The 23029-nt window shown below is 66.0% G+C and carries 21 protein-coding genes and 1 tRNA gene; 6 read left to right on the forward strand and 16 right to left on the reverse strand.

Translation table 11 applies throughout. The features are described from left to right. Window positions 1–40: 40 nt before the first annotated feature. On the reverse strand, window positions 41–1588 hold the full coding sequence (locus tag AC4PTO_RS13215; RefSeq protein ID WP_492729183.1) for an alanine/glycine:cation symporter family protein: 1548 nt from the start codon (window positions 1586–1588) through the stop codon (window positions 41–43). 12 nt (window positions 1589–1600) lie between these two features. Further along, window positions 1601–2038 (reverse strand): universal stress protein, encoded by a 438-nt coding sequence (locus AC4PTO_RS13220; protein ID WP_492729184.1) that lies wholly within the window; start codon window positions 2036–2038, stop codon window positions 1601–1603. Window positions 2039–2310: 272 nt separating this feature from the next. Between AC4PTO_RS13220 and AC4PTO_RS13225 the strand changes: the two genes are divergently transcribed. Both AC4PTO_RS13225 and AC4PTO_RS13230 read left to right on the forward strand, forming a co-directional pair. Next, window positions 2311–2742, forward strand: coding sequence for a DUF6270 domain-containing protein (locus tag AC4PTO_RS13225; protein ID WP_492729186.1), 432 nt, complete (start codon window positions 2311–2313; stop codon window positions 2740–2742). A gap of 9 nt (window positions 2743–2751) precedes the next feature. Continuing rightward, entirely contained in the window at window positions 2752–3192 is a 441-nt protein-coding gene (locus AC4PTO_RS13230) for a hypothetical protein (RefSeq protein WP_492729188.1), read from the forward strand. A gap of 63 nt (window positions 3193–3255) precedes the next feature. Here the strand turns inward: AC4PTO_RS13230 and AC4PTO_RS13235 are convergent. Both AC4PTO_RS13235 and AC4PTO_RS13240 read right to left on the reverse strand, forming a co-directional pair. Continuing rightward, window positions 3256–3332, reverse strand: a tRNA-Met gene (locus tag AC4PTO_RS13235). 48 nt (window positions 3333–3380) lie between these two features. After that, window positions 3381–4385: an NAD-dependent epimerase/dehydratase family protein gene (locus AC4PTO_RS13240; RefSeq protein WP_492729190.1), complete on the reverse strand. Its 1005-nt coding sequence runs from the start codon at window positions 4383–4385 to the stop codon at window positions 3381–3383. Between the two features lie 155 nt (window positions 4386–4540). On the opposite strand from AC4PTO_RS13240, the gene selD reads away from it, so the two are divergent. After that, the gene (gene selD / locus AC4PTO_RS13245; protein WP_492729192.1) at window positions 4541–6727 is read left to right on the forward strand and encodes a selenide, water dikinase SelD; all 2187 of its coding nucleotides are present in this window, start codon (window positions 4541–4543) and stop codon (window positions 6725–6727) included. On the opposite strand, the gene mnmH is transcribed toward selD, so the two are convergent. The 3 genes from mnmH to AC4PTO_RS13260 form a co-directional block, all read right to left on the reverse strand. Beyond that, a complete protein-coding gene (mnmH, locus tag AC4PTO_RS13250) occupies window positions 6717–7775 on the reverse strand; it encodes a tRNA 2-selenouridine(34) synthase MnmH (protein ID WP_492729193.1) in 1059 nt (352 codons plus the stop codon). The genes selD and mnmH overlap by 11 nt on opposite strands. Next, entirely contained in the window at window positions 7776–8378 is a 603-nt protein-coding gene (locus AC4PTO_RS13255) for a L,D-transpeptidase (RefSeq protein WP_492729195.1), read from the reverse strand. A gap of 79 nt (window positions 8379–8457) precedes the next feature. Beyond that, on the reverse strand, window positions 8458–8661 hold the full coding sequence (locus AC4PTO_RS13260) for a YgaP family membrane protein (protein ID WP_492729197.1): 204 nt from the start codon (window positions 8659–8661) through the stop codon (window positions 8458–8460). A gap of 139 nt (window positions 8662–8800) precedes the next feature. On the opposite strand from AC4PTO_RS13260, the gene AC4PTO_RS13265 reads away from it, so the two are divergent. Then, window positions 8801–11251 (forward strand): heavy metal translocating P-type ATPase, encoded by a 2451-nt coding sequence (locus AC4PTO_RS13265; RefSeq protein ID WP_492729199.1) that lies wholly within the window; start codon window positions 8801–8803, stop codon window positions 11249–11251. On the opposite strand, the gene AC4PTO_RS13270 is transcribed toward AC4PTO_RS13265, so the two are convergent. The 9 genes from AC4PTO_RS13270 to glpD form a co-directional block, all read right to left on the reverse strand. After that, entirely contained in the window at window positions 11252–12391 is a 1140-nt protein-coding gene (locus tag AC4PTO_RS13270) for an iron-containing alcohol dehydrogenase (protein ID WP_492729201.1), read from the reverse strand. Then, a complete protein-coding gene (gene glpK / locus AC4PTO_RS13275; protein ID WP_492729203.1) occupies window positions 12388–13872 on the reverse strand; it encodes a glycerol kinase GlpK in 1485 nt (494 codons plus the stop codon). Before glpK ends, AC4PTO_RS13270 begins: the two co-directional genes overlap by 4 nt. 120 nt (window positions 13873–13992) lie before the next feature. Continuing rightward, window positions 13993–15717: an ABC transporter substrate-binding protein gene (locus AC4PTO_RS13280; protein ID WP_492729205.1), complete on the reverse strand. Its 1725-nt coding sequence runs from the start codon at window positions 15715–15717 to the stop codon at window positions 13993–13995. A gap of 47 nt (window positions 15718–15764) precedes the next feature. After that, window positions 15765–16037, reverse strand: coding sequence for a DUF2160 domain-containing protein (locus AC4PTO_RS13285; RefSeq protein ID WP_492729206.1), 273 nt, complete (start codon window positions 16035–16037; stop codon window positions 15765–15767). 1 nt (window position 16038) lies between these two features. Then, window positions 16039–16842, reverse strand: coding sequence for a carbohydrate ABC transporter permease (locus AC4PTO_RS13290; protein WP_492729208.1), 804 nt, complete (start codon window positions 16840–16842; stop codon window positions 16039–16041). Beyond that, complete coding sequence (locus tag AC4PTO_RS13295; protein WP_492729210.1) at window positions 16842–17714, reverse strand: carbohydrate ABC transporter permease; 873 nt, start codon at window positions 17712–17714, stop codon at window positions 16842–16844. The genes AC4PTO_RS13290 and AC4PTO_RS13295 overlap by 1 nt, the downstream gene beginning before the upstream one ends. Next, a complete protein-coding gene (locus tag AC4PTO_RS13300; RefSeq protein ID WP_492729212.1) occupies window positions 17714–18790 on the reverse strand; it encodes an ABC transporter ATP-binding protein in 1077 nt (358 codons plus the stop codon). The genes AC4PTO_RS13295 and AC4PTO_RS13300 overlap by 1 nt, the downstream gene beginning before the upstream one ends. A gap of 15 nt (window positions 18791–18805) precedes the next feature. After that, window positions 18806–19894 (reverse strand): ABC transporter ATP-binding protein, encoded by a 1089-nt coding sequence (locus AC4PTO_RS13305; RefSeq protein WP_492729214.1) that lies wholly within the window; start codon window positions 19892–19894, stop codon window positions 18806–18808. Window positions 19895–19904: 10 nt separating this feature from the next. After that, entirely contained in the window at window positions 19905–21512 is a 1608-nt protein-coding gene (gene glpD / locus AC4PTO_RS13310; protein WP_492729216.1) for a glycerol-3-phosphate dehydrogenase, read from the reverse strand. 184 nt (window positions 21513–21696) lie between these two features. Here glpD and AC4PTO_RS13315 point away from each other — a divergent pair, with 184 nt between their 5' ends. Together AC4PTO_RS13315 and AC4PTO_RS13320 are read left to right on the forward strand one after the other, a co-directional pair. Further along, window positions 21697–22461, forward strand: coding sequence for a DeoR/GlpR family DNA-binding transcription regulator (locus tag AC4PTO_RS13315; protein WP_492729218.1), 765 nt, complete (start codon window positions 21697–21699; stop codon window positions 22459–22461). Window positions 22462–22547: 86 nt separating this feature from the next. Then, window positions 22548–23021, forward strand: a complete 474-nt coding sequence (locus AC4PTO_RS13320; protein ID WP_492729220.1) for a transglycosylase SLT domain-containing protein — start codon at window positions 22548–22550, stop codon at window positions 23019–23021. Window positions 23022–23029 lie beyond the last annotated feature (8 nt).

Raw genomic sequence — 23029 nt, forward strand, 5'->3', positions numbered from 1 at the left:
AACAGACGGCCCGGCACCGCCGGACCGCCCGCAGATCCGCTTACCTGCTGACGAATTTCCGGATCTCGCCGGATTTCAGCCGCGCGCGGTAAGAGGCCAGCTCGGCCCGGACGATGGGCATGAGCACATAAAGCGCCGCGATATTGACCACCGCCATCGCAAAGATCGCCGCATCCGAAAAGTCGATCACCGGGCCAAGGCTTGCCGCCGCCCCGATCACGACGAAGACGCAAAAGAGGATCTTGAAGGTCAGTTCGGTCGTCTTGCCCTCGCCGAACAGGTAGGTCCAGGCCTTGAGCCCATAATAAGACCACGAGATCATCGTCGAGAAGGCGAACAGGATCACCGCGACCGCCAGCACATAGGGGAACCAGCCGAACCCCGTGGCAAAGGCCGCCGAGGTCAGCGCCACCCCCGAGACATCGCCCACCGTCTGGATCGAACCTCCGTTCACGATGTAATCGCCCGTGGCCGGGTCGACCATCAGATGGCCCGAGATGGTGATGACCAGCGCGGTCATCGTGCAGATCACCACCGTGTCGATGAACGGCTCCAGAAGCGACACGAAGCCCTCGGTGATCGGCTCCTTGGTGCGCACCGCCGAATGGGCGATGGCGGCCGAACCCACGCCCGCCTCGTTCGAGAAGGCGGCCCGCTTAAAGCCCTGGATCAGCGCACCGACCATGCCCCCCGCGACACCGGCCCCGGTAAAGGCCCCGTCGAAGATCTGCCCGAACGCCCAGCCGATCCTGTCGAAATTGACCAGCAGGATGATCACCGCGGCACCGACGTAAAGGATGCCCATGAAGGGCACGACCTTCTCGGTCACGCGCGCGATCGACTTGATCCCGCCCACGATGACCGCAAAGACCAGCGCGGCGAACAACAGCCCGGTGATCCAGCCCGGATAGCTGCCGAAGATGCCCGAAATCTGGGCATGCGCCTGGTTGGCCTGGAACATGTTGCCCCCGCCCAAAGACCCGAGGATGCAGAACACCGCAAAGAGCGCCGCCATGAACCTGCCGCCCGGCATCCCGCGCTCGGCAAAGCCCTTGAAGATGTAATACATCGGGCCGCCCGACACGCTGCCATCGGGATACTCGTTGCGGTATTTCACCCCCAGCGTGCACTCGGTGAACTTGGAGGCCATGCCAAGCAGGCCCGCCAGGATCATCCAGAACGTGGCCCCCGGCCCGCCGATCCCGACGGCGACCGCGACCCCCGCGATATTGCCAAGCCCGACCGTGCCCGAAAGCGCCGTCGCAAGGGCCTGGAAATGGCTGACCTCGCCTGCGTCATTGGGGTCCGAATAGTCGCCCCGGACCAGCTCGATCGCGTGTTTGAAGGCCCTGAACTGGATGAAGCCGAAATAGATCGTGAAGATCGAGGCGGCCACCACCAGCCACATCACGATCCACGGGAACGCCGTGCCCGGAAGCGGCGCGAAGATCAGGCTGACGAACGGGCCCGTCACGGTGTCGAAAACCTCGTTCACGGCCTCATCGATGGTTCTGCTTTCCTGTGCGGCCGCCGACGTGGCGGCACCGGCAAGCAAGATGAGAGCTGCGGGAAAAAATGCGTGTTTCATCTGTTCTCTCCTTCAGCCGACGACCGTGACGGGCACGCTTGCATGCATCACGAGATTGGCGGTGGAGGATCCGAAGATCCGGCGCTTGATGCCCCCTTCCGAGGTGCGTGCGACGATGATCTGATCGGCGCCGCGCTCGACCGCGATGGTATTGAGAAGATCGGCGACATCGCCGTGGCGAACCTCGCCCGATGCTTCGACACCGTCCTTCTTCAATGCATCGACCGCCGGGGACACGACGCGCTCCATTGCGGTCTTGATCTCTTCTTCCCGGCGCTTGTGGCGCTGCGCGTTTTCTTCCGCGGTCTGAAAGGAATAGGGTGACCATTCGATCACATAGACGAGGATTATCTCGCAGTTTCCGATAAGCCGGGCTACCTTTTCGGCATAGGAAACCGCGCGCGATCCCGCGCCGCTTCCATCCAGCCCAACAACGATCTTTGCAGACATGATGTCCCCCTGTGTTGGAAAAGCTATTGTTTTATTTTGATATTTTTGGAAGTTCCCGCGACAGGACCGACAGGAACAACCCTTTCATTGGACCCGCCTCATGACCCTGGGTCAACAGGCAATGCGCCGGGCCGGCAAAGACCGGCATCCGCCGGGCGGCAAAAGGCGGCGAGGACGCGGCGCCCGGCCGGCACGATTTCCGCCATCCGGGCGCGGAATCCGGTTTGACCCGGCCTCGAACCGGACGCAGACTAAGCCACCACAGGGAAGGCATGAGCATGGGCTTGCATCGGGTTGCGATACACGGATCTTGTGTATCCAGGGACAACTTCAACACGCAGTTCAACGCGGATTACAAAGATCGATACACCGTTACCCTGCTACAGAATCAAAGCTCCATCGTCAGCTCGGCCGCCCCACCGCTATCGGGGATTGAAGACCAGATCTCGGAACTGAACGACTGGAGCAGGACCACGGTCCTGAATGATTGCAGCAAGAACTTTCTGTCGCGTTATCGGGAATCAAAGGAAGGCATCGTAATCTTTGACAATTTTGCGGATGTCAGGTTCGGGTATTCCGAAATCCTCGATACGCGCGTCACGCATAATGTCTGGCAGATCGGCAATTCCCGGTTCGAACAGAATTTCAAGGGCATCAAGGACCACAAGCCGGCCGACAATATCCGCGCCTATCTGCCGGTCTAACGCAAGTCATTGAAGCACGTCATCAAGATCATAAGGCGCGCGAATCCCGAGGCGATCATAATCCTGAACTGCGCCAGAGCCGCATCCGATGAGGTCAGCGAGGCCGGACTGACCAAAGGAAAATACAGGATGTCGCGCTTCAACGAGGCCTGGGCCGCGCTCGACAAGGCCTTTATGGAGATCGTTCCGGAATGCCGTCCCATCACGGTGTCCCATGACAGGATCATAGGCTGGGCAGGCCATCCCTGGGGGCCGGGCTACGTTCACTACGTACCCGAATTCTATAACGAATTTCTGGAAAAACTGGGCGCCACGCTCGATGACAGCACGGGGGCCCGCCGATTGGCGTCCGGCGGCAGGAAACCCGGCCTGCCGGGCGCGCTTATCAAGCGGCTTTATGCGGCGTGTTCTCGAAACCGTCTCTGGGGGGCTGCGGGGGACAAGGATTGAAGATCCTGCCACCCCATTCCCTGAACGCATCCGCGGGTCCGGCGCCATGTTAGGGGGGATCGGTGGTGGCGAGGGGGGGACTCGAACCCCCGACCCCGTGATTATGAGTCACGTGCTCTAACCAGCTGAGCTACCTAGCCATTGAAGCGGGTCTCTACGGCAGGCACCCAGTTGCGTCAAGGGCGAAATCAGTTTCCGTAATAGCCGCGATACCAATCGACGAATTGCGCGATACCCTCGCGCACGCCGGTTTGCGGCCGGTATCCCGTCAGATGCTGCAAAAGGCTGTTGTCGGCCCATGTCGCGCGCACGTCGCCCTTTTGCATGCCGGCAAGCTCCCGTATCGCGGGGATGCCGGTGGCGGCCTCGATCGCGTCGATGAAATCCATCAGGGCCACCTTGTCCCCGTTGCCGATATTGACCACGCGCCAGGGCGCCACGGGCGAAAGGCTGTCGCCCTCGGCCACGGGGCGGCCGCGTTCGGGCACCGCGTCGATCAACCCGCGAATGCCGCGCACCAGATCGGTGACATAGGTGAAATCACGATACATCCTGCCCTCTCCGAACACCTTGATCGGTTCGTTCGCCAGGATCGCGCGGGTAAAGAGGAACGGCGCCATGTCGGGCCGCCCCCAGGGGCCGTAGACGGTGAAAAAGCGAAACAGCGTCGTGGGAATGCCATGCAGGTCGGCATAGGCATGGCTCATCGATTCGCAGGCCTTCTTAGTCGCGGCATAAAGCGAGACCTGGCTGTCGGCCTTGTCGGTCTCTCGGTAGGGCATCCGGGTATTGGCGCCATAGACCGACGAGGTCGACGCGATCAGCAGATGCGCCACGCCCACCGCGCGCGCGGCTTCAAGCACGTTGAACGTGCCCTCGATATTGCCGCTGATATAGCTGCGCGGCGCCTCGAGGCTGTAGCGCACGCCGGCCTGCGCGGCCAGATGCACGATCACGTCGGGGGCGAATGCCGAAATGTCGGCCAGAAGGCGGTCGCTGTCCTCAAGCATCGCCTCGGTCGAGGTGAAGCCCGCATGGCGTTCCAGAAGGGCCTGGCGGTCGCGCTTCAGCTTGACGTCGTAATAGGGGGTGAAGCCGTCATAGCCGTGCACGCGAAAACCCTGTTCCAGCAGCAGTCCGGCCAGATGGAACCCGATGAACCCCGCGGTTCCGGTAACATAGATGCGCCGCATGCAATCCCTCCCCTGCGCGCCAATTTGTGCGACAACTTGTGCTACAATTTTGCGCGACAATGACGCGCCGCGCGTCCAAGGTCCAGTGCCGACACCGGGGCTGGCCGTGGCGTGGCCGGCAGGTTAGGGATGGGCCGAGCAAAGGGATACGAGTGATGCAGAACGCCCCCCTTCCCCTGACCCGCGACCTTGTGCTGATCGGCGGCGGGCACACCCATGCCCTGTTTCTTCGGATGTGGGGCATGAAGTCCCTGCCCGGTGTGCGGCTCAGCGTCATCAACCCGCTGCCCACGGCGGCATATTCGGGCATGCTTCCGGGCCATATCGCCGGGCATTACCCGCGCGAGGCCTTGCAACTGGATCTGGTGCGCCTTGCCCGCCACGCCGGGGCGCGGCTGATCCTTGGCCGGGCCGAGGGGATCGACCGCGAAGCGCGGCGCATCCATGTGCCGGGGCGGGCGCCGATCGGCTATGACATCGCCTCGATCGACATCGGCATCACGGCCGAGATGCCTGACCTGCCCGGCTTTGCCGACCATGTCGTGCCGGCCAAGCCGCTTGACGCCTTTGCCGACCGCTGGTCGGGCTTCGTGGCCGATCCGCGCAAGGGGCGGCGCGTGGTGGTGATCGGCGGCGGCGTAGCGGGGGTGGAACTGGCACTGGCCGCCGCGCATCGCATCGGGCCGGAGGGCACGGTCACCGTGCTCGAGGCCGCCCCCGAGGCGCTGTCCGCCCTCGGGCCGGGGGCGCGCCGGCGGCTTCTGGCCCATTGCGACCGGCTTGGCGTGCGGGTCGAGACGCACGCGCAAGTGGTTGCCGCGCAGGCCGGGGGCGTCACGCTTGGCGATGGCCGTTCCATCGGCGCGGATTTCGTCATCGGCACGGGCGCAACCCGCCCCGCGCCCTGGCTGCAAGAGACCGGGCTGCGCCTGCACGACGGCTTTGTCGAGGTCGCGCCGACCCTGGCCTCGGTGAACGATCCGGCGATCTTCGCCGCCGGGGACATCGCCCATATGCGCCACGCACCGCGCCCCAAGGCCGGGGTCTATGCCGTGCGGCAGGCCCCCGTCCTGATACACAACCTGCGCGCCGCATTGTCGGGCGGGCGGCTGCGCAGCTACAAGCCGCAGCGCGATTACCTGAAGCTCGTCTCGACCGGCGACAGGCGGGCCGTGGCCGACAAATGGCGCCTGCCGCTTGACGGCGCCTGGCTCTGGCGCTGGAAGGACCGGATCGACCGGCGCTTCATGGCGATGGTGCATGACCTGCCGCAGATGCCCCCCGCCGCCCTTCCCGCCCGCGTGGCCCTGGGGCTGCGCGAAGAGGTCGCGGGCAACAAGCCGCTTTGCGGCGGTTGCGGCGCCAAGATGGACCGCACGGGGCTGATCGCCGCGCTAGGCGAACTGCCACGCGCCGGGCGGCAGGACGTGCTGACGGGGCCCGGCGACGATGCGGCCGTGCTGCGCCACGGGGCGCAGGGCGGGCTTCAGACCATCACCACCGATCACGTCCGCGCCTTCACCGAAGACCCCTGGCTTCTGGCGCGCATCGTGGCGGTCCATGCGATGGGCGACATCTGGGCCATGGGGGCCAGCCCGCAGGCCGCACTTGCGCAGGTCACGCTGCCGCGCATGTCGCGCGCGCTGCAACAGCGCACCCTGGCCGAGATCCTTGCCGCCGCGACGGCCGAGTTCGCCGCCGCCGGGGCGGAACTGGTGGGCGGCCATACCAGCATCGGCGCGGAACTGACGCTTGGCTTCACTATCACCGGGCTTGCGCAGGACGGGGCCATCCTCACCAATGCAGGCGCGCGGCCGGGCGATGCGCTGATCCTGACCAAGCCGCTTGGCACCGGGGTCGTACTTGCGGCCGAGATGGCGCGGGCCGCACCCGGCGCGGCCGTTGCGCATACCCTGGCCTCGATGGCGCGCGGCAACGCCGCTTCGGCGGCGATTCTGGCGCCGCACGCACATGCCATGACCGATGTGACCGGCTTCGGATTCGCCGGGCACCTGATGGCGATCCTGGAGGCCTCGGGCTGCGCGGCCACGGTCGATCTGAGCGCGATGCGGTTTCTGCCGGGCGCCGAGGCGCTGTCGCTGGCCGGTCACGGCTCCAGCCTGCTGCCGGCGAATACCGAGGCGCTTTCAGGCCTGATCACGGCCCCGGACCATCCGCGCCTTCCGCTTCTGTTCGATCCGCAAACCGCAGGCGGGCTGCTGGCCGCGATTCCTTCCGACGAAGCCGCCGATCTGCTGGCCGCCCTGCGGGAGGCAGGCGAGGATGCGGCCCTTGTCGGGACGCTTTTGGCCGGCCTGCCGCATCTGAACGTCACGGCCTGACCAGTCGCCCTGCCGCGGCCGCCACGCGCGCGGCCAGTTCGGGAAGCGCATCGGCGGCAAGGCTGTCGGCCACGACCCGCAGCCCGGCGCCATCGTCATGACGCGCGCGGTGCTTTTCGTAGCGCGGATCGTAATGCTGCTGCATCAGCTCTTGCGCCAGTTGCGTAACCTCGCCCGCGTGCGCAAGCCCGATCCATCGCCCGATCACCTGCGCGGCATGCATCGGCCGCAGCCGCAGGATCGTCGTTTCCAGCCGCCCGATATCGGCTGCCAGATCGCCATAGGCCCGCACGAGATAGCGCGCGCGCTCCTCGACCGGCAGCGCCAGATGCAGCCGCGGTGCCGCGCACATCGCCTTCCAGAGCCCCCGCGGCACCGATATCGCCCCGATCCGGGAACTTTCGGCCTCGACCAGAACTGGGCGGGCCGGATCGAGCGCGGCAAGCGCAAGCGCCAGGCGGCCTTCGAAGGCCTTCTGGCCGGGCTGCCCCCCGTCCCGCGCGCCGAAAAGAGAGCCGCGATGATTGGCAAGCCCCTCAAGGTCGATGACCTGATGCCCGGCCAGGGCACAATGCTGCAAGATCTCGGTCTTGGCCGAACCGGTATTGCCGTCCAGAACCACAATCGGCGCCGCAACCGGCGCGGCGACCGCCTCGACGACCAGTCGGCGCCAGCTCTTGTAGCCTCCCTCGATCAGTTCGGCGCGCCACCCGACTTGCCGCAGGATGGTTGCGAAAGATCCCGACCGTTGCCCTCCGCGCCAGCAATAGATCAGCGGTCGCCATCCCCCCGGCCGGTCGGCCAGTGGTCCGGTTAGGTGGCGCGCCGCATTCCCGGCCACCAGTGCCGCGCCGATCTTGCGTGCATCGAAGGGCGAAACCTGCTTGTAGATCGTGCCGACCCTGGCGCGCTCGGCATCGTCCAGAACCGGCAGGTTGATCGCGCCGGGCAGATGATCCTCGGCAAACTCGGACGGAGAGCGCACATCGATGATGTCATCAAACCCCAGGGCGGCAAGATCCCCCACCGCCCTCAGAACAAGGCTCATTCAGTAAACCGTGACCTTCGTTCCGATCGGAACCTGATCGAAAAGCGCGATGACGTGATCGTTCACCATGCGGATGCACCCGTTCGAGACCGCATGGCCGATGGATTGCGGCTCGGTCGTGCCGTGGATGCGGATCGCGGTATCGCGGCCGTTCTGGTAAAGATAAAGCGCCCGCGCGCCAAGCGGGTTCTTGGGGCCGCCCGGCATGCCATCGGCATAGCGGGCATAGGCGCCGGGATTGCGCTGGATCATTTCGGGCGTGGGTTTCCAGCTTGGCCATTCGACCTTGCGTCCGACCTCTGCCTCGCCACGAAAGACCAGCTCTGCCCGGCCGACCGCCACGCCATAGCGCATCGCCTTGCGTTTCTCGATGACGTGATAAAGGAAAAAGCGATCCGAAAGGATGATGATCGAGCCGGGCTCGTATTCCGGCCGAACCGTCACTTTCGTCGGATAATACTGGGGCGCGATCGGCCATTTCGGCGCGGTTTCCACCTCGGGCGGCGCAGCGGCAACCGTGCGCACGGTCTGCGCCCGCGAAATGGCGGGAACCCCAAGGATCGGCAAAGCGGCAAAAGAAGCGACAAGCGTGCGGCGGTCCATCAAAATCTCCCAAAGACCCGAGAGTTAAGGCTAGCAAAGCCGGCCTTTTCTCTCAACCCGTCGCGCGCCGGAAGGTTCCTTACTGGAAAGCGCAGCCAGCCTTGACGCCGAACTTGGAAAAGATGCGGGCCGCGGGGCAGAAGCCGGTAAAGGCGGATTGCAGCATGTTGGCCCCGACGAAGACCGTAAACCACATGAAATAAGGCGACACGAACTGCGTCAGCACCACGCTCAGCAACACCATAGCGCCTGCGAAGGCGAACATCACACGGTCAAGCGTCATCGGGGTTCTCCTGATTGAATGGATCTTGGCTTCTACATAGCATCGCCCCAAAACAAATTCAATATATCGAATGTATATCGAGTCGCTGTTGACCCCGCCGCCTCTGGGGACCATTTCCATCTTTCGGAAGGAACGCATCATGACAGCCCAGACGACCTTCATCATCGACGGAATGCATTGCGGCGCCTGCACCGGCCGGGTGGAACGCGCCCTGCTGGCCGAGCCCGGCGTCCGCGCGGCCAATGCCAACCTGATCGCGCGCTCGGCCCATGTCGAATTCGATGCCCCCGCCACGCCCGCCTCGCTGGGGGCGGCGCTTCGGAAGGCGGGCTATCCCGCGGCGACGGCCGACATCCGGCTGACGATCGACGGCATGACCTGCGCCTCCTGCGCCGGGCGGGTCGAGCGCGCGCTTGCGGGCACGCCGGGCGTGTTGTCGGCGGCGGTGAACCTGGCGACGAATTCGGCACAGGTCAGCTATGCGCAGGGGGCGGTCGCGCCTTCGGAGCTGGCGCGGATCGTGACCGCGGCGGGCTATCCCGCGCAGGTGGCCGACGACGCAGCCCCCTCTCCCGCCGCGACCGACCGTCAGGCGCACGAGGTCGCGCGGCTGAAACGCGCGACGCTGATCGCGGCGCTGCTGACGCTTCCGGTGTTCGTGCTGGCCATGGGCGGGCACATGATCCCGGCCTTCCATCACTGGATCATGGGCACGCTCGGCACGCCGCTGAACCACGGCATCCAGATGGTGCTGACGGCGGCGGTGCTGGCCGGGCCGGGGCGCGTCTTCCTGCGCCTCGGCATCCCCGCGCTTCTGCGCGGGGCGCCCGAGATGAACTCGCTCGTAGCACTCGGGGCGCTTTCGGCCTTTGCCTATTCGGCGGTGGTGACGCTTGCGCCCGCCCTGCTGCCCCCCTCAGCGCGCGAGGTCTATTTCGAGGCCGCCGCGGTGATCGTGACGCTGATCCTTCTGGGACGCTGGCTTGAGGCACGGGCCCGCGGGCGCGCGGGTCAGGCCATCTCGCGCCTGATCGAGCTGCGCCCGGCAACCGCGCGCGTCGAGCGCGCCAGCGGCGTGGTCGAGCTTCCGGTCGAGGAACTCGCCCCCGGCGACATCGTGCAGCTTCTGCCCGGCGAACGGGTGCCCGTGGACGGGATCGTCACCGAGGGCCACGGCTGGATCGACGAGGCCATGCTGACGGGCGAGCCCGCCCCGGTCGAAAAGACCCAGGGCAGCCCGGTCACCGGGGGCACGGTGAATGGCGCGGCCGCGCTGTCCTTCCGTGTCACCGCGACCGGCGGCGACACGGTCCTGTCGCGCATCATCGCCATGGTCGAGGCCGCGCAGGGCGGCAAGCTGCCGGTGCAGGCGCTGGTCGACAAGGTCACGCGCGTCTTCGTGCCGGTGGTGATGGCGCTGTCGGTTCTGACCTTCATCCTGTGGATGGTCTTCGCGCCCGCCCCCGCGCTGACCCATGCGCTGGTGGCCGCGATCTCGGTGATGATCATCGCCTGCCCCTGCGCGATGGGGCTGGCCACGCCGGTCTCGATCCTCGTGGGGACGGGGCGCGGGGCGGAACTGGGGCTGCTGTTCCGGCGGGGCGACGCGCTGCAACGGCTGGCCGAGGCGCGGATCGTGGCCTTCGACAAGACCGGAACCCTGACCGAGGGGCACCCCGCCCTGACCGATCTGATTCCCGCCGAAGGCATCGACGCGGATGAGGCGCTGCGCCTTGCCGCCGGCGCCGAGGCGCGGTCCGAACACCCGCTGGCACAGGCGATCCTGTCGGCCGCGGCCGATCGCGGGCTGACCCCCGCCCGCGCGCGCAAGGTCACCTCGCTGCCCGGCCGCGGGCTGTCGGCCGAGGCCGATGGCCGGGCGCTGTTGCTGGGCAATGCCCGCGCCATGGCCGAGGCGGAGGTCGACATCTCGGCCCTTCAGGCCCGTGCCGCGCAACTGGCGGATGAGGGCAAGACACCGGTCTGGCTGGCGCTTGACGGCACGCTGGCCGCGCTGATGGCGCTTGCCGATCCGGTCAAGGCCGGGGCGCGGCAGGCGGTGCAGGATTTGCAGCATGCGGGGGTCGAGGTTGCGATGATCTCGGGCGATACGCAGGCGACGGCTGCGGCGGTCGGGCGCATGCTGGGCATCTCGCGCGTGGTGGCCGAGGTGCTGCCCGACGGCAAGGTCGCCACGATCGAGGATCTGGGGCGCGACGGCACGGTGGCCTTTGTCGGGGACGGCATCAACGACGCCCCCGCGCTTGCCGCCGCCGATATCGGCCTGGCCATCGGCACCGGCACCGATGTGGCCATCGAGGCGGCCGAGGTCGTGCTGATGCAGGGCGATCCGCGGGGCGTGGCACGCGCGCTGAACCTTTCGCGCGCGGTGATGCGCAACATCCGGCAGAACCTGTTCTGGGCCTTCGCCTATAACGCGGCGCTGATCCCGGTGGCGATGGGCGTGCTTGTGCCCTTTGGCGGCACCGGCCTGTCGCCCATGCTGGCGGCCGGGGCGATGGCGTTCTCGTCGGTCTTCGTGGTGACGAACGCGCTGCGCCTGCGGCGGGCGGGCAAGGCCGAGGGCTAGCTAGTCCGCCGCCTCCATGATCCCGATCAGCTCGCGCGGACCAAGCGCGACCGGGTTGCCCTTCATCGAACTCGACCCCAGCGCTGCTTCGGCCGCGGCGGCGCGGGCTTCGGGGGCAAGGCCAAGCGCGACCAGCCCCGGCAGCCCCTGATCGCGCGCCCACCGGGCAAGCGTCTCGAAGGCCGCACCCGGCGCCACGCGGAAGACGCGCGCGATCATGCCCCGCACTTCGGCCAGACGCTCGGCCGCGATCCCGGTCGCCCGCGCGCCATTGGCGGCCAGAACCGGGGCCAGCAAGGCCCCGCAGATCGCGCCATGGGGCGCCCCCGTCATGCCGCCGATCGGGCCTGCAAGGCCATGCACCGCCCCCAGCCCGCCATTGGCAAGCGCAAGCCCGCCGCAAAGGCTCGTCCAGGCCAGCTCGTCGCGCGCACGCGGGTCCTCGGCCTGCATCAGGCGCAAAAGCGCGCCCAGCCCCAGCCCGATCGCCGGACGCGCAAGCGCATCGGTGAAGGGCGTGGCCCGGACCGAGACATAAGGCTCGATCACCTGGGTGACCGCATCAAGCCCCGAGGTCAGCGTCACCGCGCGCGGGCAGCGATCGGTCAGGGCCGGGTCGACGATGGCCAGCCGCGCCAGCATCCTGTCATCGCGCAACGACACCTTGCGCGCGTGATCGGGCAATCCGATCACGGCGTTCTTCGTCACCTCGGCCCCGGTGCCCGCGGTGGTGGGGATGGCGATGAAGGGCAGCGGCGGGGCGGCAAGGGGCAGCCCCTTGCCGACCACCTCCAGATGATCCATCGCACCGCCCGGCGCGGGCACCAGCGCGGCAATGGCCTTGGCCATGTCCATGGCCGCCCCGCCCCCCAGCCCAAGGACGCATTCGGCCCCGAAGGCCCGCGCCTGCGCCACCGCCTGTTCCAGCCCCGGCAGGTCGGGTTCGGCCGCGCAGGCAAGCGCCTCGACCGCCACCCCCTGCGCGCGCAGCCCGGCAACCAGCCAGGCGGCCCGCGCGGGATCGGCGCCATGCACCAGAAGGCAGCGCGCGCCGAAAGCGGCGGCAAGGGCGGGGGCCTTCGCGGCCTCGCCCCGGCCGAACAGGATGCGGCCGGGTGCGGCGATCGAGAACGGCGTCATACGCCCATCGTGGCCTGAACGGCACGCCCCCAGCGGGCATATTTGTCGCGCCGCGTGTCTTCGTCCATGGCGGGGGCAAAGCGCCGCTCCAGCGCCCAGCCACGGGCGAAGCTGTCGGCATCGGGGTAAAGCCCGACCCGCATCCCCGCCAGCCAGGCCGCGCCAAGCGCGGTCGTTTCGGTGACCTCGGGGCGGTCCACCGGCGCGCCGATGATGTCCGACAGGAACTGCATCGCCCAGTCCGAGGCCGTCATGCCCCCATCCACGCGCAGCACGCCGTCGGCCGCCCGGCCCCAGTCCGCGCGCATCGCCTCGAGCAGGTCGCGCGTCTGATAGCCCACGCTCTCCAGCGCCGCACGCGCGAATTCGGCCGGGCCGGAATTGCGCGTCAGCCCATAGATCGCGCCGCGGCACTCGGGCCGCCAATAGGGCGCGCCAAGCCCGGTGAAGGCAGGGACCAGAACGACCCCTTGCGCGGGATCGGCGGCCTCGGCCAGGGGCTGGGTCTCGGCCGCGTCGCGGATGATCTTCAGCCCGTCGCGCAGCCATTGCACCACCGCCCCGGCGATGAAGATCGACCCTTCAAGCGCATAGGTGGGCTGGCCGTCGAACTGATAGGCGATGGTGGTCAGCAGCCGGTTCTTCGAGGCGACGAACTGATCGCCCGTGTTCAGTAGCGCGAAACAGCCCGTGCCATAGGTCGATTTCATCATGCCCGGCGCGAAGCAGGCCTGCCCCACCGTCGCGGCCTGCTGGTCGCCCGCCACGCCGGCGATCGCGATCTCATGGCCGAACAGATCGGCGCGGGTCATGCCGAAATCGGCGGCGCAATCCTTCACCTCGGGCAAAAGCGCCACGGGAATATCGAGAAGGGCGCAGATCTCTTCGTCCCAATGCCCCTCGCGGATGTTGTAAAGCATGGTGCGGGCGGCATTGGTGGCATCGGTGGCATGCACCCGCCCGCCGGTCAGCTTCCAGATCAGGAAGCTGTCGACCGTGCCGAAGGCGAGCGCCCCCGCCGCCGCGCGGTCCCTGGCACCGGGGATGGTGTCGAGCAGCCATTTCAGCTTGGTTCCCGAAAAATACGGATCGCATAACAGCCCGGTGCGCGCGGCAATCATCGCCTCGTGCCCCGCCGCGCGCAGCGCCGCGCAGGTATCGGCGGTGCGCCGGTCCTGCCAGACGATGGCATTGTGCAGGGGCTGGCCCGTGGCCCGGTCCCACAGCAGCGTGGTTTCGCGCTGGTTGGTGATGCCGATCGCGGCGATCTCATGCGCATCGATCCCGGCCTTTTCGATCGCGGCCCGCGCGGTGGCGGCCACCGTGGCCCACAGGTCGGTGGGGTCATGCTCGACCCAGCCGGGCTGCGGATAGATCTGGCGGAACTCTTCCTGCGCGACGGCCACCACGCTCAGCCCCGCATCGAACAGGATCGCGCGCGAGGATGTGGTACCCTGGTCGATGGCAAGGATATGGGTCATTGCGCCCCCCTTCTGCTCTTCTCCATGGGAAGCATATTCGCGCCACGGCGGGACGGGCCGCAAGTATGCTTGCCATGAAAAAGGGGGCGGAGGGATTTCCCCCGCCCCCGGCCGGGCAGCTTACTGCCAGGATTTGATCAGCTCGTCGTAATTCACGGTCATGGGCTGTTCCTTCTCGTTCTCGATCTTCAGCTGCGGCGCGAGTGAGCCCGCATCGGTCGCGACCTTGTTCCAGTAGGCAAGGTCGTGTTCCTCGTTCAGCTTCGGACCGATGTCGCCCATGATGCCGGCGCGCTCAAGACGCTCCAGCACGCGCTCCTGTTCGGCGCACAGGCTGTCCATGGCCTCCTGCGCGGTCTTCGCGCCCGAGGCCGCGTCACCGATCGCCTGCCACCACAGCTGCGCGAGCTTGGGATAGTCCGGCACGTTGGTGCCCGTGGGCGACCACTGAAGCCGCGCGGGCGAGCGGTAGAACTCGACCAGACCGCCAAGCTTCGGCGCGCGCTCGGTGAAGCTGTCGTGCTGAAGGGTGGATTCGCGGATGAAGGTCAGGCCGACATGGCTTTTCTTCACATCCACCGTCTTCGAGGTGACGAATTGCGCATAAAGCCAGGCCGCCTTGGCGCGATCCACCGGAGTGCTTTCCATCAGCGTCCACGACCCGGCATCCTGATAGCCAAGCTTCATGCCGTCCTTCCAGTAGACGCCATGCGGGCTTGGCGCCATGCGCCATTTCGGGGTGCCGTCCTCGTTCACCACGGGCAGGCCGTCCTTGACCATGTCGGCGGTGAAGGCGGTATACCAGAAGATCTGCTGCGCGATCTCGCCCTGTGCCGGCACCGGACCGGATTCCCCGAAGGTCATGCCGGCCGCCGCGGGCGGGGCGTATTTGTTCAGCCAGTCGAGGTATTTCTCGATCGCATAGACCGAGGCCGGGCCGTTCGTATCGCCGCCACGCGCCACGCAGGAACCGACGGGACGGCTGTTCTCGTCCACGCGGATGCCCCATTCGTCCACCGGCACGCCGTTCGGGATGCCCTTGTCACCGTTGCCCGCCATCGACAGCCACGCATCGGTGAAGCGCCACCCAAGCGAGGGGTCTTTCTTGCCATAGTCCATATGGCCGTAGATCTTCTTGCCGTCGATCTCGCGCCCGGTGAAGAACTCGGCAATATCCTCATAGGCCGACCAGTTCACGGGGACGCCAAGATCGTAGCCGTATTTCTCCTTGAACTCGGCCTGGATCGCGGGGTCGTTGAACCAGTCGTAGCGGAACCAGTAGAGGTTGGCGAATTGCTGGTCGGGAAGCTGGTAAAGCTCTCCGTCCGGGGCGGTGGTAAAGCTCTTGCCGATGAAATCGTCGATATCGAGGCCCGGATTGGTGACATCGGCACCTTCGCCCGCCATCCAGTCGGTCAGGCTGCGCGCCTGCTTGTAGCGCCAATGCGTGCCGATCAGGTCGCTGTCGTTGATATAGGCGTCATAGATGTTCTCGCCCGATTGCATCTGGGTCTGGAGCTTTTCCACGACATCGCCCTCGCCGATCAGGTCGTGGGTGATCTTGATGCCGGTGATCGCGGTGAAAGCCGGGGCCAGCACCTTGGATTCGTATTCATGCGTGGTGATCGTTTCGGACACGACCTTGATGTCCATGCCTGCAAACGGTGCCGCGGCATCGATGAACCACTGCATTTCGGCTTCCTGATCGGCGCGCGACAGCGCCGACATCTCGCCGATCTCGGCATCGAGGAACGCCGTCGCGGCCTCCATATCGGCCCAGGCGGGCGCGCCGCCGCTGACCATCAGCGCAAGCGCAATGGCGGTTGAGGTTCTGTTCAGTCTCATGTTCTCCTCCCTGAGAATTCAGACCTGGTGGTGGTAGGTTTCCCCGATCAGACCCAGCGGAACACCGCCGCGGCATAGATCAGGCACACGATCAGCGCCGCCCAGAGCGGGGCGCCGAAGACAGCAAGCCAGCCGATACAGATAAAGGCCGAGCCAAGCAGCGAAATGAACAGCCGGTCGCCGCGCGTCGTCTCGATGCGCAGGACACCCGGGCGCGGCGTTTCGGGATAGCGGATCGCCAGCACGGTGAAGATCACCAGAAGGCAGGCGATGGTTGCGAAGAAGATCGCGGTCGGAACGGTCCAGGCCATCCATGCCATGTCACACCCTCCCCAGGGCGAAGCCCTTGGCGATATAGTTGCGGACGAAATAGATCACGAGCGCGCCGGGAATGATGGTCAGCACCCCCGCCGCGGCCAGCACGCCCCAGTCCATCCCGCTGGCCGAGACGGTGCGCGTCATCGTCGCCGCGATCGGCTTGGCATTGACCGAGGTCAGCGTGCGCGATAGCAACAGTTCGACCCAGCTGAACATGAAGCAGAAGAACGCCGCCACCCCGATGCCGCTTGCGATGAGCGGCATGAAGATCTTCACGAAGAAGCGGCCGAAACTGTAGCCGTCGATATAGGCGGTCTCGTCGATCTCCTTGGGCACGCCGCGCATGAACCCTTCAAGGATCCAGACCGCCAGCGGCACGTTGAACAGGCAATGCGCAAGCGCCACCGCGATATGCGTGTCAAACAGCCCGACCGAGGAATAAAGCTGGAAGAAGGGCAGCGCGAAGACCGCGGGCGGCGCCATCCGGTTGGTCAGCAGCCAGAAGAACAGGTGCTTGTCGCCCATGAAGCGGTAGCGGCTGAAAGCATAGGCCGCGGGCAGCGCCACGGTGATCGAGATGACCGTGTTCATCACCACATAGATGATCGAGTTGACATAGCCCATATACCAGGCCGGATCGGTCAGGATCGTGCGGTAATTGGCGAAGGTCAGGTTGCGCGGCCAGAGCGAGAAGCTCGAGGTGATCTCGATATTCGTCTTCAGGCTCATGTTCACCAGCCAGTAGATCGGCACCAGCAGAAACAGCAGATACAGCGTCATCACGACGGCCGAGGATTTCATGCGCATCACGCGCCCTCCTGTTTGTCGAGATTGGTCATCACCGTGTAGAACACCCAGCTGACCAGCAGGATCACAAGGAAATACATGATCGAGAAGGCCGCCGCGGGGCCAAGGTCGAACTGCCCCACCGCCATCTTCACAAGGTCGATTGACAGGAAGGTGGTGGCGTTGCCCGGCCCGCCGCCGGTCACCACGAAGGGTTCGGTATAGATCATGAAGCTGTCCATGAAGCGCAGCAGGACCGCGATCAGCAGCACGCCCGACATCTTGGGCAATTCGATGAAGCGGAACACCGCCCACCGGCTGGCCTGGTCGATCTTGGCGGCCTGGTAATAGGCCTCGGGGATGGATTGCAGCCCCGCATAGCACAAAAGCGCCACAAGCGAGGTCCAGTGCCAGACATCCATCACGATCACCGTGGCCCAGGCGTCGACCTCGTCGTTAGTGTAGTTGTAGTCAAGGCCAAGCGCGGCCAGCGTATGGCCCAGAAGCCCGATATCGACACGGCCGAAGATCTGCCAGATCGTGCCCACCACGTTGAACGGGATCAGAAGCGGCAGCGCCATCAGCACAAGGCAGAAGCTGGCCCAGAAGCCCCGCTTGGGCATGTTGAGCGCCACGAAGATGCCAAGCGGCACCTCGATCGCCAAAATGATGGCCGAAAAGACCACCTGCCTGCCAAGCGCCGCGTGCAGCCGGTCGGAATGGATCATCTCTTCGAACCATTCGAGCCCGGCCCAGAAGAACTGGTTGTTGCCGAAAGTGTCCTGCACGGAATAGTTCACCACCGTCATCAGCGGGATCACCGCCGAAAAGGCCACCAGCGCCAGGACCGGCAGGACCAGAAACCACGCCTTGTTATTGGTTGTCTTGTCCATCACGCGGCCTCCGCCTTGACGCGCCAGTCGTCGGAATAAACGTTGATCTTCTGCCGGGCAAAGCTGACGCGGGTCATCTCGGGGCCGATCGGCATCCCCTCGGGCGCGATGATGTTGACCGGCTGGCCGAAGGCCTCGGCGCGCACGATGCGGTGGCGGCCGACATCCTCGACACGGCGGATCGTCACCGGCAGCCCCCCCTCGTCGCTGAGCGCGCAGAACTCGGGGCGGATGCCGATCTGGGCGCGGCCCCCTATCGGCCCATAGGCCGCGCCCAGCTGCACCGCATGACCGTTGACCACGGCCTGCGATCCCTTGATCTCTGCCTCGAAGAGGTTCATCCCCGGAGAGCCGATGAAATAGCCCACGAAGGTATGCTGCGGTGTCTCGAACAGTTCTTCGGGCGTGCCCATCTGCACGACGCGCCCGTCATACATAACCACGACCTTGTCGGCGAAGGTCAGCGCCTCGGTCTGGTCATGGGTGACATAGATCATCGTATGGCCGAATTCGCGGTGCAGCTTTTTCAGCTGCGTGCGCAATTCCCATTTCATATGCGGGTCGATCACGGTCAGCGGTTCGTCGAACAGGATCGCGTTCACGTCCTCGCGCACCATGCCGCGGCCAAGGCTGATCTTCTGCTTGGCATCCGCCGTCAGGCCGCGCGCCTTGTGATCCAGCGTCGCCTCCATGCCGATCATCTGCGCGATCTGCCCGACCCGCGCGCGGATATAGGCCGCATCCATGCCGCGGTTGCGCAGCGGGAAGGCCAGGTTGTCGCGCACGCTCATCGTGTCGTAGACGACGGGGAACTGGAACACCTGGGCGATGTTGCGCGCCGCGGTGGGCGCATCGGTCACGTCACGCTCGCCGAACAGCACGCGCCCCTGGCTGGGCCGCAGCAGGCCCGAGATGATGTTGAGAAGCGTGGTCTTACCGCAGCCCGACGATCCCAGAAGCGCATAGGCCCCGCCGTCCTGCCAGACATGATCCATCTGCTTGAGCGCGAAATCCGCCTCGGAACGCGGATCGGCCAAGTAGCTGTGCGCAAGGTTCGAAAGCGTGATCTGTGCCATGGTCCCTTCCCCCCTTCAGGCCGCGACCGCATAGGCGGCGGGCGTCACAAGCCGGCCGGCCTCGTCGAACAGGTAGACATGCGCGGGATCGAGCCAGACCGACAGCGCGGCCCCCGGCGCGATTTCCTGCACGCCATGCACCAGCGCGACCCAGCGTTCGCGGCCGTGATCGACATGCAGGAAGGTTTCCGCGCCGGTGATCTCGGACACGGCCAGCGTGCAGCTGAATTCCACCGCATTGCCGGAATGGCGGTTGATCTCCAGATGATTGGCGCGGAACCCGGCCAGGTAGCGCCCCTCGGGCAGGTCGGCAAAGGCCCCGTCGGCCGGTGCATTGGCGTTCTCGCCGAAATTCAGCCGATGCCCGGTTTTCACCACCGGCACGAAATTCATCGGCGGATCGGAAAAGACCCGCGCGGTGGTGGCATCGACCGGCTGGCGATAGACCTGCGGCGTGGGTCCGAACTGCGCAACCCTGCCCTGCCAGAGTGCCGCGGTATTGCCGCCCAGCAAAAGCGCCTCTTCGGGTTCGGTCGTGGCATAGACGAAGATCGCGCCCGAGGCCTCGAAGATGCGCGGGATCTCTGCGCGCAGCTCTTCGCGCAGCTTGTAGTCGAGGTTCGCAAGCGGCTCGTCCAGAAGCACCAGCCCCGCGCCCTTGACCAGCGCCCGCGCAAGCGCGCAGCGCTGCTGCTGGCCGCCTGAAAGTTCCAGCGGCTTGCGCGCAAGCATCGGCGTCAGCTTCAGCATCTCGGCGGTTTCATGCACTGCACGGTCGATCTCGGTGCGGGACCGGCCCATCAGCCGCAGCGGAGAGGCGATGTTGTCGTAAACGCTCATCGCCGGGTAATTGATGAACTGCTGATAGACCATGGCGACCTGCCGGTCCTGCACGCGCAGGCCCGTCACGTCCTGCCCGTGCCACAGGATGCGCCCGGCCGTGGGCACGTCCAGCCCCGCCATCAGCCGCATCAGGCTGGTCTTGCCCGCCAGCGTGGGGCCCAGAAGCACGTTCATCGTGCCCTTCTCCAGCACAAGATCGGTGGGGTGGATATGCACCCGCCCCTCGACCGTTCTGGACACCCCCTTCAACTCCAGAGCCATCGCTCCCCCCTTATTCCGCGGCCGGGCTGACGCAGCGCACAGGCCCCGCCGCCGTTGCCCCGGCCATGTAATCCGCAAGTTCCCCGATCTGGCCGGCATCCAGCCGCAGCCCCAGCTTGGAGCGGCGCCAGACGATATCCTCGGCGGTGCAGGCAAATTCGCGCGCAATCAGCCAACGCACCTCCGCCTCGCTCAGCGTGGCGCCGAAATCGCGCCCCAGATCCTCGGCCACCCGCGCATCACCCAGGATGGCGCGCGCCTCGGTGCCATAGGCGCGCACCAGACGGCCCGCCCAGTATTCCGTCAGGAAGGGATATTCGGCCCGAAGCGCCGCGATCAGCGCGGCCACGCCGTCCTGCGCGAAATCCCCCCCCGGCAGCGGCACCCGCGCGGTCCAGCGCCCCGTTGCCGCCGGAAAGAACGGCGCGAGCCTGGAAAGCGCGGCTTCGGCCAGCCGCCGGTAGGTGGTGATCTTGCCGCCGAAGACATTGAGCAAGGGCGGCCCGTTGCGATCGAGGCTCAGCACATAGTCGCGCGTGGCCGCCGTGGCCGATTTCGCCCCGTCATTGTAAAGCGGCCGGACGCCCGAATAGGTCCAGACGATCTGGTCGCGCGTCACGGGCTTGCGGAAATAGCGGCTGGCGAAGGCGCACAGATAGTCCTGCTCGGCCTCGGTGCAGGCGGCCGATCCGGGCGGGCCGTCATGGTCCTGGTCGGTGGTGCCGATCAGGGTGAAGTCCTGCTCATAGGGAATGGCAAAGATGATCCGGCCATCCTCGCCCTGGAAGAAATAGCAGCGGTCATGACCGAACAGGCGCCGCGTGACGATATGGCTGCCACGCACCAGCCGCACCCCTTCGGAGGAATCGATATGCAGCGTGTTGCGGATCACGTCCTCGACCCAGGGGCCGCCGGCATTGACCAGTGCCCGCGCGCGATAGGTCGCCCGGCCGCCCGGCCCTTCGGTGGTGATGATCCACAGCGCGCCCTGACGTTCGGCGCTGATCACCCTGGTGCGCACCATGATCTTCGCGCCCCGCGCCTCGGCATCGCGGGCGTTCAGCACGACAAGGCGCGAATCCTCGACCCAGCAGTCGGAATATTCGTAGGCACGCCGGAATTTCGGCTGCAAGGCTGCCCCCGCCGGATCGGAGTGCAGATCCAGCGTCCGCGTTCCGGGCAGGATCTTTCGCCCGCCCAGATTGTCATACATGAACAACCCCAGCCGGATAAGCCAGAATGGCCGCCGCCCGCGCATCCATGGCATGAAGAAGCCCAGCAACCGTGAGGTCGGCGTGTCGTTTTCGAACCGCATGTCGCGGTGCATGGGCAGCACGAAGCGCATCGGCCAGCTGATATGCGGCATCGCCACCAGAAGCGTCTCGCGCTCTTCCAGCGCCTCGCGCACAAGGCGGAACTCGAAATATTCCAGATAGCGCAGCCCGCCGTGGAACAGCTTGGTCGAGGCCGAAGAGGTCGCCTGCGCAAGATCGCCCATCTCGGCAAGGGCGACGGAGATGCCGCGCCCGGCGGCATCGCGGGCGATGCCGCAGCCGTTGATCCCGCCTCCGATGATGAACAGATCGAACGGCGTTTCGCCGGTCTGCGCCTTGTCCACGGACTCTCCCCCTAGATACCCGCCAAGGTAAGCGCGCCTCGGTGCGCTTTGTCAAAGATTATTTTCCTTTTTTTGCGTTTTTCACAAAAACGAACCTTTTATCGCAAAAACCGCAAACGCATGCTGGTCTTTCTTCATGACAGGGCTGTGGCGATATGCGAAGAAAGGGCATGTGAGGGGTGGCATGGCGCTCAGCTTCAGACAGTCCGAAATTCTCGACCTCGCCCGCACCGAGGGCCGCGTCGTCGTCGAATCGCTGGCCGAGCGGTTCAATGTCACGCTCCAGACGATCCGCCGCGACCTGAGCGAACTGGCCGATGCGGGCATGCTGGACCGGGTGCATGGCGGCGCGGTGATCCGCACCGGCGTTTCCAATATCGGCTATGGCGAAAGGCGGCGCATGAACGAGGCGGCGAAGGCCGCGATCGGGCGCGCCTGCGCGCAGGCCATCCCGAACAACTGTTCGATCATCCTCAACCTTGGCACCACAACCGAAGCCGTCGCGCGCGAGCTTCTGGGCCATCAGAACATCACCGTGGTGACCAACAACATCAACGTTGCCAATATCCTGCTGGCCAATGACGGCTGCGAGATCATGGTGGCGGGCGGGGCGCTGCGCCGCTCCGACGGGGGGCTGGTGGGCGACCTGACGGCCGATTTCATGCAGCAGTTCAAGGTGGATTACGCGATCATCGGCGTCTCGGCGCTGGACCGCGAGGGCGACCTGCTGGATTTCGACCTGGCCGAGGTGCGCGTCAGCCGCACCATCATCCGCCAGTCGCGCCACACCTTCCTTGTGACCGACGCCTCCAAGCTGGAGCGCTCGGCCCCGGTGCGGATGGCCTCGCTTGGCGATCTGGACGCGGTCTTCATCGACCGTCCCCTACCGCCCGAACTGATGCGCCAATGCGCGGAATGGGACACGCAGGTTCACCTTTGCCCGGCCTGATCGGCAAGGCGCCGCGTATCGCCCCCGGCACGCCCTTCACCGCAGGGCGCGAAAACGCTAAGACAGGTCAACCCCAAGGAGGTTTCATGACCCATCTTTCGCGTCGCTTCGTGTTGTTGTCCGGTCTTGGCATGCTCGCCGCCTGTGGCGGAAAGGGCCGCCGTTCGGACAAGGCCCCGCACAACCCGCAGCTTCACGCTGGCGAAACGCCCGAGCTGCGCGCGCTGATCAACCAGTATGCCGATCACTACGAGGTGCCGCGCAGCCTTGTGCATCGCGTGGTCCAGCGCGAAAGCGGCTATAATCCGGGGGCGCGCAACGGCCCCTATTACGGGCTGATGCAGATCCTGCCGCAGACCGCGGGCACGATGGGGTTCCGCGGCCAACCCTCGGACCTGCTGGATGCCGAAACCAACCTGAAATACGCGGTGAAATACCTGCGCGGCGCCTGGATGGTGGCCGACGGCTCCCAAGACCGCGCCGTCATGTGGTATGCCAAGGGGTATTACTACGAGGCCAAGCGGCGCGGCCTGCTTTACGAGACCGGCCTGCGCAGCTAAGGCGCGCG

It is taken from the genome of Rhodobacter maritimus (genome assembly GCF_058747975.1).

Coding starts and splice junctions, on each gene's coding strand:
- AC4PTO_RS13215 (WP_492729183.1), bottom strand. CDS start 1,588: ATGAAACACGCATTTTTTCCCGCAGCTCTCATCTTGCTTGCCGGTGCC.
- AC4PTO_RS13220 (WP_492729184.1), bottom strand. CDS start 2,038: ATGTCTGCAAAGATCGTTGTTGGGCTGGATGGAAGCGGCGCGGGATCG.
- AC4PTO_RS13225 (WP_492729186.1), top strand. CDS start 2,311: ATGAGCATGGGCTTGCATCGGGTTGCGATACACGGATCTTGTGTATCC.
- AC4PTO_RS13240 (WP_492729190.1), bottom strand. CDS start 4,385: ATGCGGCGCATCTATGTTACCGGAACCGCGGGGTTCATCGGGTTCCAT.
- selD (WP_492729192.1), top strand. CDS start 4,541: ATGCAGAACGCCCCCCTTCCCCTGACCCGCGACCTTGTGCTGATCGGC.
- mnmH (WP_492729193.1), bottom strand. CDS start 7,775: ATGAGCCTTGTTCTGAGGGCGGTGGGGGATCTTGCCGCCCTGGGGTTT.
- AC4PTO_RS13255 (WP_492729195.1), bottom strand. CDS start 8,378: ATGGACCGCCGCACGCTTGTCGCTTCTTTTGCCGCTTTGCCGATCCTT.
- AC4PTO_RS13260 (WP_492729197.1), bottom strand. CDS start 8,661: ATGACGCTTGACCGTGTGATGTTCGCCTTCGCAGGCGCTATGGTGTTG.
- AC4PTO_RS13265 (WP_492729199.1), top strand. CDS start 8,801: ATGACAGCCCAGACGACCTTCATCATCGACGGAATGCATTGCGGCGCC.
- AC4PTO_RS13270 (WP_492729201.1), bottom strand. CDS start 12,391: ATGACGCCGTTCTCGATCGCCGCACCCGGCCGCATCCTGTTCGGCCGG.
- glpK (WP_492729203.1), bottom strand. CDS start 13,872: ATGACCCATATCCTTGCCATCGACCAGGGTACCACATCCTCGCGCGCG.
- AC4PTO_RS13280 (WP_492729205.1), bottom strand. CDS start 15,717: ATGAGACTGAACAGAACCTCAACCGCCATTGCGCTTGCGCTGATGGTC.
- AC4PTO_RS13285 (WP_492729206.1), bottom strand. CDS start 16,037: ATGGCATGGATGGCCTGGACCGTTCCGACCGCGATCTTCTTCGCAACC.
- AC4PTO_RS13290 (WP_492729208.1), bottom strand. CDS start 16,842: ATGCGCATGAAATCCTCGGCCGTCGTGATGACGCTGTATCTGCTGTTT.
- AC4PTO_RS13295 (WP_492729210.1), bottom strand. CDS start 17,714: ATGGACAAGACAACCAATAACAAGGCGTGGTTTCTGGTCCTGCCGGTC.
- AC4PTO_RS13300 (WP_492729212.1), bottom strand. CDS start 18,790: ATGGCACAGATCACGCTTTCGAACCTTGCGCACAGCTACTTGGCCGAT.
- AC4PTO_RS13305 (WP_492729214.1), bottom strand. CDS start 19,894: ATGGCTCTGGAGTTGAAGGGGGTGTCCAGAACGGTCGAGGGGCGGGTG.
- AC4PTO_RS13315 (WP_492729218.1), top strand. CDS start 21,697: ATGGCGCTCAGCTTCAGACAGTCCGAAATTCTCGACCTCGCCCGCACC.
- AC4PTO_RS13320 (WP_492729220.1), top strand. CDS start 22,548: ATGACCCATCTTTCGCGTCGCTTCGTGTTGTTGTCCGGTCTTGGCATG.